Raw genomic sequence first — 14,554 nt, 5'->3', positions numbered from 1 at the left:
AAATTTTCATATTTAAATTTTCAGTAACATTGCACGTTACTGCGCATCCGCCTGATTCTCAGGTAAAGCGGCAATAAAGGCCGCATGTTGATTACAATTTTCAGTCACCCGACAAATATTTGGAAATGCAGTCATATCAAGATTAAATCGATAGGCGTTGTATACTTGAGGCACTAAGCAAATATCAGCCATAGTAATGTTATCGCCAAAACAATATTTTCCTGAGTTTACTTTTAACTGCTGCTCAACAGCTAAAAAACCTACATTCATCCAATGATGACTCCAAATAAGTTTATCACTTTCTGGTAGTGAAAAATGACTAACTAGGTATTGTTGTACGCGTAAATTATTAACCGGATGCATTTCACAGGCAACATCAAGCGCAAGCGCCTTTACTTTTGCTTTAGCCACAATATTTTCAGGATAAATAGCCACCGATGGATATTTATCGTCGAGGTACTCAACAATTGCAATCGACTGATGCAAAATAACCTCTTCATCAATCAGGGTGGGAACTAAACGTGTTAAGTTTAATTCAGTGTAAGCTTTTTTATGCTGCTCGCCACCATCTTTAACTAAATGCACGGGAATTGATTCAAACGCCAGCCCCTTTAAGTGCATAGCAATTCTTACTCTATACGCAGCAGATGAACGCCAATAACCATATAATTTCATATCTAATACTCAAATAATTTTTCAGTAAAACCAATATTGGTCAGTTAACGTTAAATTTTAACTGTTTTTTTATTGATATCGTAGTCTCGTAATTTGTTGGCAATGGCGGTGTGACTCAGTCCTAATTTTTTGGCTAATTGTCGCGTACTTGGATAAGCAGGATAAAGTTTACGCAGCAAATCTGCTTCAAAATTTTTCACTGCCGCATCTAAAGTACCTTCAAAATCTTGCTCAAGATAACCATGCTCGCGCGTATACGCAGGTAAATTCAGGTGCGAAGTTGTAATGATATTACCGTCAATTAAGGATACAGCTCGAATCAACACATTTTCTAGTTGTCTAACATTACCAGGCCAAGGATAGTGTTCAATAAACTCAAGACATTCTTTATCGAAAAAAACATGGGTCTTGCCAACACGTTGACCAAATTTAGCGACAAAAAGTTCCGCTAAAGGCACAATATCTGAACGTCGCTCACGCAACGATGGAATATTAAGCCCCAAAACATTTAAACGATAATATAAGTCTTCTCTAAACCCTCCAAGAGAAACCATATTAAGTAAGTCGCGATTAGTTGAACCGATAATACGGACATTAACTTTGATTTCTTTTTCGTCATCAATGCGCCTAAAGGTGCCATCTTGAATGACCCGCAGCACTTTAGTTTGTAATTTGGCTGACATCTCGCCTACTTCATCGAAAAATATAGTGCCGCCGTCTGCTGATTCGAATATACCTTTTTTACTTTTTGCTTCTCCAGCAGCACCAGAGCCAAATAATTCTGTTTCCGCTGCATCGTCAGGTAATGCTGCACAACTTAAGGTCATAAAAGGCTTATCCTTACGATCACTTGCCGCGTGACAAGCGCGCGCTAATAACTCCTTACCTGATCCTGTTTCACCCACAATCAACATAGAAGAGTCGAGCAAGGCCATACGCTTTGCTTCGCGTATTAATTTACGCATTGAACTGCTGTTAGACTGGATACCGTTAAAATCATTTTCATTGGCTTTTTTAAAGGCACTAATTTGTTGACCTAATCTTGCTTCTGATTTTAATATCAGTACTGCGCCGGCAAGTACTTGCCTGCCATCACCTTCAGCAATATGAATAGGGATAATATCTGCAACAAAGTCACCATCTTGAAATTTAACACGGCGAGTTTGGGCCAACACTTCTACACTGCCCAACCAGCGGGTAAAATTAAAACCTTTTAGCCATTGTCCAACATACTCACCAATAATATGCTCAAGCGAGCTACACATTATTTGCGCAGCAATATTATTAACCACACGAATTTGGCCATTATTATCAATCGAGATAAAAGGGTCTGGAAAAGTTTTCACTAAAGTTTCAAATTCATTTCTTTCACGTTCAGACGGCATGTAAGGTGTTGTTTTAACATCAATAACGCCATCTATTAATCGCAATTGCGGCATGAAACTTTGCAGCTCTGAAAATTCTAAATCAGGGATGTTAATAAAAATTTTTCCTGGTTGTTTTAACTCGATACCACGTAGGTCGATCCCACGTTCAACAAATATTGCTAATACACTTTGCGCAATACCAACTCGGTCCTTGCAACCAATTTCTAAACGCATTTAATAACCTCAAGCAAACAACAAAATCCAATATCACCATTGTAAACTATTTTTTACAACAAAAAAAAGCCCCCATTAATAGGAGGCTTAGTATTATTGTATCGTATGAGGTTAAAGAAGCTGATCAGTTTTGGCCGCACAGATAAAGTCATTCTTATGCAGCCCTTTAATAGCATGGCTCCACCAAGTAACTTTTACTTTGCCCCACTCTAATAAGATGGCTGGATGGTGAAATTCTTTTTCTGCTAATTCAGACACTTTATTTGCAAAAGCCCATGCTAGTTTATAGTTTTTAAATTTATAAACACGTTCTAGCATCATAATACCGTTATTCACTTCAGGTACCCAATCAGGTATTTGAGCCAATAAACTTGCTAATTCGTCATCGCTAACCTTCGGTGCATCTACTTGACATGCTTCACATTGTTGATTTGATAATTCGCCGATCATAAAAATTCCTTTAACTTACTTTTGAAGTTGTTTTTAATTCAAATTTAGCTGGATGTAAGCCTATTTTTTTCGCTTGTTCTACCAACACCATAATATCTTCTACGGTTAATTTTCGTACCTCATCGAGATCACTCACCTTGGTGAGCATAAAATAAACCGGTTGCAAAATATCAATGCGATATTGTGTCCGTAAAACATCTAAAACATCGAGTGGTTTTCTTTCAACATTTTTATCATGTAATGCATATTCTGTTTCGGTTGGAGAAGACAAAATACCACCACCGTATACACGTAAACCTTTAGGAGTATCAAGTAAGCCAAACTCTACGGTAAACCAATAAAGCCGAGCTAAAAACACACGGTCTTCCTTCGAAGCATTTAAACCCATCATGCCATAAGCTTGGGTATAATTAGCAAATGACGGATTAGTCAGTAAGGCACAGTGACCGTATATTTCATGAAATATATCGGGCTCTTCTAAATAGTCAAACTCTTCTTTGGAACGAATAAAGGTTGCAACAGGGAATTTTCGTTCTGAAAGTAGGCGAAAAAACTCACCAAAACCTATCAGTGCTGGCACGGGTTCACAGCTCCAACCCGTTTCTGCCCTTAATACCTGACTAACTTCTTCTAGTTGAGGAATACGATCAAGTGGCAGATTTAACTTACTTAGGCCAGCGATAAATTCATCACATGCAGTATTTTGTACTGTTGAAAGTTGTCGCGTAATTAACGCTTGCCAAATTTGGTTTTCTTCTGCTGACCATGCAATGTTGCCATGTTCATCTGCAACCTTAGAAACGTACTTACTCGTCTTCGCCATTCGTTTAACCTTATTGAGTGAATATCAATTTTATTATTTGTTGTTAATTTTATCTTGATATTTAAAACTACTTTAGTTGTCATAATAATAAGGCAACACCAATAGAAAAAGCACGACTTTCAAAGTGGCTATTTTTTCACCAGAACAATGAGGCTGTAAAACTTATGTTACATCTAAATATACAGTTAAAAAATTTATGTTTATTTACAATGACTTGGCTAAGCTCTCTTCACCAATGATTGCACTTGGCTGACAATCTGTTGACGAATATGCCTAAGCTTTGGCGCATCATCGGTAAAGGGAATAGGGCGACATAAGTGCATGGCTTTGAGCCCCAATCGTGCGGTTAACATACCTGCGCCTAAGCCTTGTGCCATACGCGCTGATAATTTTCCTAACAACTCTGCGCCCAACAGATCTGCACCTAGATCAGCCACTAATTCACTTGCGCCGGCATAAGCCATGTTAATAATCACTTGTTTAATGAGTTTGACTCGGCTCCAGTAACTTAGTTGTAAACCATATAAAGCGGCTATTTTATTAACCAAACGTAAATTACGCCATAACATCAGTAACATATCAATAATAGCGATCGGACTTAGGGCGACTAAAACAACTGACTCTGAGGAGAATTTTGCAATTTCTTTCAATGCTTTTTGATCCACTTGAGATAAAACGTTGCGAGCATATAACTGCATTATTTCAACATCGTTGTACTCTTCAAGGTTTAACTGCCGCCATGAACTGTGATCAAATTCAGCTAAGTCAACTGGTAAACGCTGAGATATTTTATCACAAAGGCTGGTGGCATCAATTTGGCCTCCTTCATTGATAATATCTTGTGCTTGTTGTTTAAGATTTTGCTGATATTTAAACTGCCTAAGCCCAGCAAATTCGCGCCAAACACTGCGGCCGCCAATAAGTGATAATCCGGCCAGTAAGATAACGTACAAACTGGCAATTATCGGCGATTGACTAAAGCCATTAACAAAAAACTGTACCGTTTCAACTCCCACTAAAGTAACAAAAACCACCCCTAGTGTACGCCAAAGCCAGCTTGGTTTTTTGCTGGCAATAACGCTATTATCGTCAACTGTTTCTACTTGCTCATCACAAACCCAATCTTGCTCATTAACAATGATTTGCTGGGTGTTATCTGTTGTTTGCTTGTCGGCAACATCAACATCAAATAATATTTGTTGTTGATGTTTTTCTTTGTTTTCTTTCATTTTAATTTATCTCCAAGCAAAAACTGCAACATTTGATCCATGCGAAGATGCGGTAAACATTCGTCATTACTCGCCGGTTCAATCGGCGAAAAAGCGATATAGTTAAAGGCTTGCTTTTGCCAATAATCAAGCGTTGGAATACTCGCCGGCACCGCACCAGGAAATAAGGTGATCATTTGGCCATTACTTAATTGACGACCTTTAATAACTGGAATGTTTTGGCCTTGGTACAGGCTTTTGCCCACTTTGGTTGCCTTGACGGAGGCAATAGCAATTGTTTTCATTTTAATGGCATCAAAACTCAGCTCTTGCTTAGTTTGAAAAACTAGCTTGTTGAGCAAGGAAACTAAATTACCGTGTTGTTCCGGTGTGACATGGTCAGCCTTAGTAGCAGCAAAAAGTAATCGATCAATTTTTGGCGAAAATAAACGCGACAGTAAACTCGATTGCCCATATTGAAAGCTTTCCATGATCATTGCCATGGCATGTTGTAAATCTGCAAAACTTTCTGGGCCTTTATTTAATGGCGTTAAACAGTCAGCAAGCACAATTTGTCGATCAAAATTAATAAAATGCTCTTTATAAAAACGCCGCACTACACGCTCTTTATATTCAATGAATCGTGCGCGCAACATGCCGATATGACAGTCGTCTTTAGCATTTTGATAGTCATTACTGTCAATATCGTCAAATCTGCTATAAGGAAAAAACTGCAGTATTGGCGCATCTTCCAACTCACCAGGTAGAATAAAACGTCCTGGTTGAATAACAGACAAACCAAGTTTATGGCGAAAGAGTAACAGTAGGTCAGTATATTCTTGTGATAGTTGCGCTAAAACGGCTTCGTCAGCACAGGCAAAGGCATCGAACTCAGCCAGTTTATTGAGAAAGCCCTGTGCATGTTCACTCCTTGGTGCCTGCTTAAGGAGTTCTATGGTTTGTCTCGACCATTGCTCAAATGTTAACGACAACATAGGTAAGTCAAGCAGCCACTCGCCTGGATAGTCGGTAATGTCAATATAGAGCGTTGCCGACTCCGTAGCATACTTTAATAACGAGTCTTTCGGTTGATAACGCACCGCTAAGCGCAACTCGCTAATACCGTTAGTAGGTTTTGGCCATTTTGGCGGCGACTGACACAAGGCTGATAGCGCCCCGTCATATTCAAATCTTGAAATATGAAGATGCTTTTGTGGCACACGTTTAGCGGCAATGTAACGACCTTGATGGACCACATTAAAAAAACTGAGCTGCGAATTATTACCTTCGTTGAGTAACTGATTCACTAAAGAGGTAATAAAAGCAGTTTTACCACTGCGGCTAAGCCCGGTTACAGCCAGTGTGATGTGTTGATCGATAGAACGATTAACGATATCGCTAGCTTTTTGTTTTAACTTGTTTAACTGAGCTTTATTAATAAATGCCATACTTGAATGCTATCTTTTTATTTTCAATATGTTGAAGGGAGAATACTTGTCTTAACAATACTATCATTGCCTTAGATATTAGCGAATTTTACATTCAGATAACAGTGATATAACGGCTTTATCATCAAGTTACAACTATAAAAAAAGCGGCCTAGCCGCTTTTTTTATAGTTGATTAATTTCTTGTGACACCGTAAATTCTGGTGAGGTGACATAGCGTTCAATCACTTGTAGTTCCAACTCTAATGTCTTGAACTTACGCCTAATATCCTGAAATGCTTGTTTAGGTGGCTCACCTGCTTGCCAAATTCGCGATTTCACTTTAATCGACTCATTGGTAATGTCTTCATCAAACCCTTGTTGTTCTGGCGCTTGCTGCTTAGACTGCTGCTGACCAGCTTGACCATGTCCAAAATGACCTCTTTGGGCGTTACGGTTAACATGGCCTACATTGGCGGGTTTTTTATCTAATATAAACCAAGCGGCAATATAAATAACAATAAACCAACCCATGCCTAACAACACACCAGAAACCACGAGTATACGCACCAACCATGATTCCCAGCCAAAGTAATCGGCAATACCAGCACAGACACCGGCTAACTTTCCTTGGCTAGTATTTCGATACAACTCACCTCGGGATTTGCCGTTCATAATTTGTTTCTCCACTCGGGTGTTTCAACATCTAAAATAGCTTCTAAGGTTTTTATTCTGTCAGCCATTTTATCAGCGAGTTCAGACAACTCAGTCAGTTGAATATACTCTTCTTCACTAAAACCCTGGCTAATTTGGCGTTTACTACGATAATGTAATATCAACCAAATAGGCGCTACGACGACCATGAATATAATTACTGGGGCGATGATGATCTCCTCCACGATTTCTCTCCTTTAATTGCACCTAATTAAGGCATATATTCTTAATCTATGATGATTTAATTTTAGTCTCTGATTTCATTTTAGCTTTTAATTGTGCTAATTCATCATCAACTTTTTCATCTGAAGCCAACTCTGAAATTTCATCAGCCAATGACTTACTGCCCATATCGTAAGATTCAACTTGTGCTTCTATACCATCAATTTTACGCTCATAACGGTCAAAGCGACTGAGCGCGTCATTAACCTTATCGCTGTCAATATTCTGTTTCACTTTTAGGCGTGAGTTCGCTGTTTTTTCGCGCATAATAATCGCTTTTTGACGCGACTTGGCATCAGCTAATTTGTCTTGCAACTGTGAGATTTCACTTTGTAATTTAGCAATATGGCTATCTACGTGGCTTAACTCTTCACGCAAAGCACCGGCCCTTTCAACACATTTTTTCTTTTCCATTAATGCTGCACGTGCTAAATCTTCACGATCTTTACTTAACGCTAGCTCAGCTTTTTCTTGCCATTGTGATGCATCCGCTTCAAAGCGAATAGCTTGGCGTGCTAATTCTTTTTTATCTGCTAAGGTTTTTGCTGATGAAGAGCGCACTTCAACTAACGTATCTTCCATTTCTTGTATGATTAAGCGCACCATTTTTGCAGGGTCTTCTGCTTTGTCTAATAAGTTGTTAATATTAGAATTAATGATATCTGTAAACCTTGAAAAAATACCCATATTTACTTCCTCGTTCAAAAAATGACTTTAATTGTCTTAGGTTTTACTATTCACGTTCTGCGCCAAGTTTTTATAACACTATAATATATTGATTAATAATGCTTTATTATTATTAAAAAAAAGACTTCTCTCTAAGCGGTTAATAAAATACACTATTTGTTAGTGAAAAAAACCAATTATTAGGTCAGTTCATGACACGTTTTAAACAACAAGATAATCTCATTGGCCAATCTAACAATTTTTTAGAGGTGCTTGAGCAAATTTCACAGATAGCACCTTTAAGTAAGCCTGTGCTGATCATCGGTGAACGCGGCACAGGTAAAGAACTAGTTGCGGCCCGTTTACATTATTTATCTAAACGATGGGATCAAAATTATCTCAAACTTAATTGTGCGGCGTTGAATGAAAATTTATTAGAAAGTGAATTATTTGGCTATGACAGTGGTGCCTTTACTGGCGCCAGTAAACGTCATGAAGGTCGTTTTGAACGTGCAGATAACGGCACTTTGTTTTTAGATGAAATCGCTAATACTACTGGGTTAATCCAAGAAAAATTATTACGTGTTGTGGAATATGGCGAATTTGAACGTGTTGGTGGCTCAAGAACCATTAAAACTAATGCGCGATTAATCGCAGCAACTAACGAAGACTTACCGTCAATGGCCGCAGCAGGGGAGTTTCGTGCAGACTTGCTTGATAGGTTGGCCTTTGACGTGATCACCCTGCCGCCTTTACGCGAACGTTTAGACGATATACTGGTATTAGCTGAGCACTTTGCTATTAACATGGCGCGGGAACTTGAATTTGAGCTTTTTAGTGGTTTTACCGCAAAAGCAAAACGTGCCTTGCTTGAATATCATTGGCCGGGTAATATTCGAGAATTAAAAAATGTAGTAGAACGCAGTGTTTATCGCTGTAATAATCCACACTTACCTGTGCATGAATTAGTCATAGATCCATTTGAGTCACCTTATCGCCCTTCTAAACGGATTAAAACTCAAGATCGCATCATAGCTGCACCTGTTATACAAACTAATGAAAACACGACAGCAACAGCAGTTAAAGTAGAACAAAAAATTCAACCAAGCACGCAAGCGTTACAATTCCCACTGTCATTAAAAAATTTATCACAAAACTATGAAGTTGACTTAATCAAGTCGGCATTGGCGCATTGCCAATATAGTCAAAAGAAAACCGCTGACGCCTTAGAATTAACCTATCATCAGTTAAGAGGCTACTTAAAAAAATATAATCTACTCGATTCAAGTAGTGCAGACGAAGAATAAAGATTAGCTATGGCTTACTCTACCCTTAAATACTATTACCGTTTTGCACTATTGATATTGGTGTTGTCAGGCTGTGATTCAAATGAAGCACTTTCGTTAAGTAAAAAAAGCATTATCTATTGTAGTGAAGGTCCTCCCGAAAGCTTCAACCCCCAGACAGTGTCCTCTGGGACGACAATAGATGCCACGTCACATCAGTTATATAACCGTTTGATTGAGTTTAGCCCCGTGGATAATGCGATTATACCTGCTATTGCTAAATCTTGGCATGTGACTCGTGACGGTAAAATGATCACTTTTTATCTTCGCAAAGATATTCAATTTCATCAAACTCGCTATTTTATGCCAACAAGGGCGCTTAATGCTGACGATGTGCTGTTTAGTTTCAATCGCATGTTGGATATCAACCACGAATATCACCCGATATCAGGTGGTAAATATCCATTTTTTCAGAATGCTCAATTAGCCAGTTTGATTGATAAGATAGAAAAAATTAATGACCACACCATTCGATTTCGACTTGCACATGCTGACAGTTCATTTCTCGCCAACATTGGTGGTGATTCAGCCGTTATTTTATCAAAAGAATACGCTGACGAATTAGTCGAACTTAACGCTATGCAAGAAATAGATATGCTCCCCATTGGCACGGGACCTTTTAAATTTAAACAGTATAGTTCAGGGGCTTTTATTCGTTATGAACCTCATTCAAATTATTGGCGAGGTAAGTCAGAACTTAAACAACTCGTTTTTGACATAACTCCTAGAGATACGGCTCGCTTAACTAAGTTATTAGCCGGTGAATGTGACGTAATTGCCTACCCTATTGCACATGAAAAAATTAAACAACACCCCAATCTCATTTTAGAATCAGTGATATCTTTCAATGTGGGTTATTTTGGCTTCAATACCCGTAAACCACCATTTAACGATCCTTTAGTACGCAAAGCTTTATCCTACGCTATTAATAAGCAAGCAATTCTAGAGGCGGTTTATACTGGCCAAGCAGAAGTTGCTAACGGCATTATTCCAAACTCTTCTTGGGCTTATGATGCAAGGATAACAAGCCAAGACTATTCAATAGCTACTGCACAAAAATTATTAACGCAGGCAGGTTATAGCAATGGCTTTTCTATGGATTTATGGGCAATGCCTGTGCAGAGATCCTATAACCCAGATGCCATTACGATGGCAAAACTTATTCAAGCTGATTTACAAAAAATAGGGGTAGAGGTTAATATAGTGTCAGGTTATGAATGGTCAACTTTTTTACGAAAGGTTTCTGAAGGTGAGCATCAAAGTGTGCTATTGGGTTGGTCAGCTGACAACCCTGATCCCGATAACTTTTTTTCGTCACTTCTCAGCTGCTCTGCAGCAAATACTGGCAGCAATCGTACCTTTTGGTGTAATAAAAAATTCGATCAGCTTATCCAAAAGGCGCTAAAAACAAATAACATTAATAAACGAAAAGCCTATTATTCAAAGGCATTAAAATTGATCAATGAAGAAGTACCTTTAATTCCCATTGCTCATTCAAAAAGATACCAAGCACGTGGCAATAGTGTAAAAGGTACTGTGTTGCGCGCAATCGGTGGGGTTGACTTTAACGGGGTTACAAAAAACTAATATGCTAATTTTTACTCTGCGTCGTTTTAGTTTATTCTTTTTTACTTTGTTGTTATTAACAATGTTGTCATTTAGTTTGAGTTTTTTATTCCCTGGTGAGCAACTCATTAACCTAACTGGCCAAATAAGTGCCTCACCGGAGCAGTTAGCAGTTTTAGCTAATGAATATCAACATCATTCGGGTTTACTAGGCCAATATATCAGTTATTTGAAACACCTATTTCAGGGCGACATGGGTTATTCAATGACTAGCCACTTACCCATTTCAAACGAAGTACTTAATCGATTACCTGCAACGGTCGAGTTGGCCAGCGTTGCTTTGTTGGTGGCAATGTTTGTTGGTATTCCCGTTGGCTTTTGTGCTGCTATTTACCACCGAAAAGCGGCTGACAATTTAATATTGACCATCGCAATGATTGGCTACTCAATCCCAGTGTTCTGGTTAGGCATACTGGCTATATTGGTGTTTTCTATCCAATTAGGTTGGTTACCTTCTTCCGGACAAATAAGTCTTTTGTTCGAAATTAAACATATTACCGGTTTACAGTTAATTGACATTATACTTAGCGACAGTCCGTATAAATGGCAAGCTTTTCAGGATGCCACTCGACACCTTATATTACCAGTTATTGTAGTGGCATTAGCACCTGCCACCATCTTTATGCGCTTAGCCCGCTCAGCTATGCTCGAAGTTTTAGACACTCATTACATTAAAGCGGCAAAAGCAAAAGGCTTAACCTTTAGTCAAATTATTTATCGTCATGCTATGCGTAATGCTATTATCAAAGTTATCAGAGATATTGGGTTACAATTTGCTAATCTGATTACTATAGCCATGGTGACAGAGGTTATTTTTAGTTGGCCAGGCATCGGCAGCTGGTTAATCGAAAGTATATATCAGCGTGACTATACCGCTATTCAAGGCGGGCTTATTGTGCTCTCAAGCTTTATATTTATTGTTCACATTATTATAGATTTAGTCTATGCAGCGCTTAATCCTTTAGCTCGGGAGCCTCGTCATGGCACGTGATAAAATATACTTAGAAGAAGAGTTCCCAACTCCACTGGTGCAGTTGTGGCATAACTTCAAACAACCTCCTGTTGTTATGATTGGATTTTGCTGTTTTTTATTTTTAATTGCGCTGGCAGTATCAGCCAATATCATTACACCGTATTCTTCGGTGGAAAACCATTTAGACCACTTATTGTTACCACCTGCATGGAGTGATGATGGCGATGTCAGCTTTTTACTTGGTACAGACAACCTAGGTAGAGATATGTTGTCACGGTTAATTCAAGGTACCTCATTAACTTTTGGCTTAAGTATTATTGTGGTTATTGCCTCTTTAGCCGTTGGGGTTGTTATCGGTTCACTATCCGCCTTAACAACGGGCATCAAATCTAGCTTTCTTAATCATTTTTTCGATGTTATTTTATCTATTCCTTCCTTACTTTTAGCGATTATCATTGTTGCTATACTAGGTCCTGGTTTAGAGAATACCTTGTGGGCCATCATTATGGTGTTAATACCGCAATTTGTGCATGTCACCCGCAATGCCGTTAAGGAAGAGTTTGCCAAAGACTACGTACTGGCATCGCGTCTTGATGGCGCTAGTTCGATTAGAATTTTACGTTATTCTATTTTTCCTAATATTATCGAAAAATTAATTAGCCAAGCAACACTTGCTCAATCAGCTGCTATTCTCGACATTGCAGCATTAGGTTTCCTTGGATTAGGTGCACCTATTCCTATGCCAGAATGGGGCGCAATGCTAGCTAATGGTATTGAGTTATTTTACATTGCTCCTTGGACCGTTTACCTACCAGGTTTAGCTATTTTATTTTCAGTTATCGCGACAAACTTGGTTGGTGAAGGTATGCGCCATGCCCTAAAAGTGCGCAAGGAAAACTAATGAACTTAATTGATATTCGCAACCTTTCAATAAAATTGCAGACTTCAACAAAGCCAATATTTGCTGTTGACCGAGTAAACCTGACCATGAAAGAAGGTGAGGTTCGTGGTTTAGTAGGTGAATCAGGCTCTGGAAAGTCGCTATTAGCACAAGCGATTGTCGGGGTGTTAGATGAAAAATGGCAAGTCGATGCCGACCGTTTTCATTGGCGCGGCAACGACTTAATGCGGCTATCTGCTGAAGAAAGAAAAGCAATTATATCAAAAGACGTCGCCATGATTTTTCAAGAACCTATGGCATGCTTAGATCCCACCACTACCATTGGCGAACAATTAGAAGAAGCGGTAGATGTTGAGCAACTAACTGGCTATTTCTGGCAAAAAAGACAACAGCGTAAACTGGCTGCTATTAATTTGTTGCATAAAGTTGGTATCAAGCAGCATGAGGTCTGTGTGAAGAGTTTCCCTCATCAGCTAACCGATGCATTATGCCAACGTGTAATGATCGCAATGGCCTTAGCACGTCGTCCTATGCTTCTTATTGCTGATGAACCTACTGCGGCAATGGAAAGTACCAATCAAGGCCAGATATTTCGTTTGTTAGCGAGCCTGAATCAGCTGAAAAATATGTCAATATTATTAATAAGTCATGATTTAGAAAATGTTACTCATTGGACTAACACCATTACCGTGATGTATAGTGGCCAATTTGTTGAGGCAGGCACCACAGAGCAAATTTTTAACCAACCTTATCATCCCTACACCCGCGCCTTAGTCGACAGTAGCCCAAAAGCTAGCCGAATGATCCCAAATAAATCTCGATTAATGACATTGCCTGGTAGTATTCCTACTTTGCAACATTTACCAATAGGCTGCCGATTAGGCCCAAGGTGCCCGCGAGCACAACAAAAGTGTGTGCACGCGCCAAAAATTAAAAATTTTCATAGCCATCAAGTCAGTTGCCATTTTCCACTGAAGGATAACTATTCGTGAGTGATGTTTTATTACAAGTCAGTAACCTGAGTAAAACCTATAAAGATAAAAATTATTGGTTTAATCGTAAATGCATTACGGCACTTGAACCTTTATCTTTTGATATTATGGCGCATAAAACGCTCGCTATTGTAGGCGAAACAGGCTCTGGAAAGTCAACGATTGCAAAACTACTGGTTGGCGCTGAATTGCCAAGTACTGGCCACATTCGTTTAAATGGCCAAAGCTTAGAGCCTGGTAACTTTAAGCAACGTTGTCAACATGTGAGAATGATTTTTCAAGACTCAGGCACCACCTTAAACCCTAGTCTTACGATAGAACAATTATTAGATGAACCACTGCAACTGAACACCAAGCTAAATGAAACTAAGCGCCATCAGTTGATCCGAGAAACCTTGCAAAAAGTTGGTTTATTAGCTGAACATATGAGCTTTTATCCTCACATGTTTTCAGGGGGTCAAAAACAACGTATTTCATTAGCTCGGGCGATAATATTAAAACCACAAGTGATCATTCTCGACGAGGCTTTAGCATCACTCGACCCATCTTTACGCTCACAAATGATCAACCTACTGCTAGATTTACAGCAACAAATGGGGCTGGCATTTATATTAATCTCTCATAACCTTGGCATTGTCAGACACTTTAGTGATGAGATGATGGTACTAAGCAAAGGTGAAGTTTTAGAGTTTGGTAAAACTACTGATATTTTGCAAAAACCGAAACACAAGTACACTAAGAGGTTGATAATGAGCCAACGTTTTCAACTGCTGCATAGATAACTTTAACACGCTATTATTTAGTATTGATGATTATAAGCGTGACAAATTTTTTTTCTGTTATAGCTAACTGACACTTTACTTTTCAAATGACTTACCTAATAAACCACTTCTTTTTACACAATTACATTACTTAGTTATAGAGTAATTAG

Annotated in this window: 15 protein-coding genes; 6 read left to right on the top strand and 9 right to left on the bottom strand. The window is 38.8% G+C overall.

The annotated features are described in order from the left end of the window. Positions 1-36: 36 nt before the first annotated feature. From maiA to pspA, 9 genes are all read right to left on the bottom strand, one after another. On the bottom strand, positions 37-675 hold the full coding sequence (maiA, locus tag H4J46_RS04500) for a maleylacetoacetate isomerase (protein WP_182232331.1): 639 nt from the start codon (positions 673-675) through the stop codon (positions 37-39). Positions 676-725: 50 nt separating this feature from the next. Continuing rightward, the gene (gene tyrR, locus H4J46_RS04495) at positions 726-2,276 is read right to left on the bottom strand and encodes a transcriptional regulator TyrR (protein WP_182232330.1); all 1,551 of its coding nucleotides are present in this window, start codon (positions 2,274-2,276) and stop codon (positions 726-728) included. 111 nt (positions 2,277-2,387) lie between these two features. After that, positions 2,388-2,723, bottom strand: a complete 336-nt coding sequence (locus H4J46_RS04490) for a 4a-hydroxytetrahydrobiopterin dehydratase (protein ID WP_146878694.1) — start codon at positions 2,721-2,723, stop codon at positions 2,388-2,390. Positions 2,724-2,736: 13 nt separating this feature from the next. Next, entirely contained in the window at positions 2,737-3,549 is an 813-nt protein-coding gene (gene phhA / locus H4J46_RS04485; RefSeq protein WP_182232329.1) for a phenylalanine 4-monooxygenase, read from the bottom strand. Between the two features lie 218 nt (positions 3,550-3,767). Beyond that, positions 3,768-4,778, bottom strand: coding sequence for a YcjF family protein (locus H4J46_RS04480; protein WP_182232328.1), 1,011 nt, complete (start codon positions 4,776-4,778; stop codon positions 3,768-3,770). After that, entirely contained in the window at positions 4,775-6,205 is a 1,431-nt protein-coding gene (locus H4J46_RS04475; RefSeq protein ID WP_182232327.1) for a YcjX family protein, read from the bottom strand. Before H4J46_RS04475 ends, H4J46_RS04480 begins: the two co-directional genes overlap by 4 nt. A 164-nt stretch (positions 6,206-6,369) precedes the next feature. Further along, positions 6,370-6,858 carry an envelope stress response membrane protein PspC gene (pspC, locus tag H4J46_RS04470; protein ID WP_182232326.1) on the bottom strand — a complete coding sequence of 163 codons (489 nt, stop codon included), beginning with the start codon at positions 6,856-6,858 and terminating at the stop codon, positions 6,370-6,372. Continuing rightward, positions 6,855-7,082 carry an envelope stress response membrane protein PspB gene (gene pspB / locus H4J46_RS04465; RefSeq protein ID WP_404851668.1) on the bottom strand — a complete coding sequence of 76 codons (228 nt, stop codon included), beginning with the start codon at positions 7,080-7,082 and terminating at the stop codon, positions 6,855-6,857. The genes pspC and pspB overlap by 4 nt, the downstream gene beginning before the upstream one ends. 46 nt (positions 7,083-7,128) lie before the next feature. Continuing rightward, positions 7,129-7,806, bottom strand: a complete 678-nt coding sequence (gene pspA / locus H4J46_RS04460; protein ID WP_182232325.1) for a phage shock protein PspA — start codon at positions 7,804-7,806, stop codon at positions 7,129-7,131. A gap of 191 nt (positions 7,807-7,997) precedes the next feature. On the opposite strand from pspA, the gene pspF reads away from it, so the two are divergent. From pspF to H4J46_RS04430, 6 genes are read left to right on the top strand one after another with little or no spacing between them, the layout of a single operon-like run. Continuing rightward, the gene (gene pspF, locus H4J46_RS04455) at positions 7,998-9,092 is read left to right on the top strand and encodes a phage shock protein operon transcriptional activator (RefSeq protein WP_182232324.1); all 1,095 of its coding nucleotides are present in this window, start codon (positions 7,998-8,000) and stop codon (positions 9,090-9,092) included. Positions 9,093-9,101: 9 nt separating this feature from the next. After that, positions 9,102-10,718 (top strand): ABC transporter substrate-binding protein, encoded by a 1,617-nt coding sequence (locus H4J46_RS04450; RefSeq protein ID WP_182232323.1) that lies wholly within the window; start codon positions 9,102-9,104, stop codon positions 10,716-10,718. Between the two features lies 1 nt (position 10,719). Next, entirely contained in the window at positions 10,720-11,748 is a 1,029-nt protein-coding gene (locus tag H4J46_RS04445; RefSeq protein ID WP_182232322.1) for an ABC transporter permease subunit, read from the top strand. Continuing rightward, the gene (locus tag H4J46_RS04440) at positions 11,738-12,631 is read left to right on the top strand and encodes an ABC transporter permease subunit (RefSeq protein ID WP_182232321.1); all 894 of its coding nucleotides are present in this window, start codon (positions 11,738-11,740) and stop codon (positions 12,629-12,631) included. Before H4J46_RS04445 ends, H4J46_RS04440 begins: the two co-directional genes overlap by 11 nt. Next, positions 12,631-13,623, top strand: coding sequence for an oligopeptide/dipeptide ABC transporter ATP-binding protein (locus H4J46_RS04435; RefSeq protein ID WP_182232320.1), 993 nt, complete (start codon positions 12,631-12,633; stop codon positions 13,621-13,623). Before H4J46_RS04440 ends, H4J46_RS04435 begins: the two co-directional genes overlap by 1 nt. Next, positions 13,620-14,405 carry an ATP-binding cassette domain-containing protein gene (locus H4J46_RS04430; protein ID WP_182232319.1) on the top strand — a complete coding sequence of 262 codons (786 nt, stop codon included), beginning with the start codon at positions 13,620-13,622 and terminating at the stop codon, positions 14,403-14,405. Before H4J46_RS04435 ends, H4J46_RS04430 begins: the two co-directional genes overlap by 4 nt. Positions 14,406-14,554: the final 149 nt, after the last annotated feature.

Source organism: Colwellia sp. MB02u-6 (assembly GCF_014077095.1).
In the GTDB taxonomy this organism is placed as follows: Bacteria; Pseudomonadota; Gammaproteobacteria; order Enterobacterales; family Alteromonadaceae; genus Cognaticolwellia.
The sequence above is the reverse complement of the archived record's forward strand: the minus strand, read 5'-3'. Positions and strand labels throughout refer to the sequence as shown.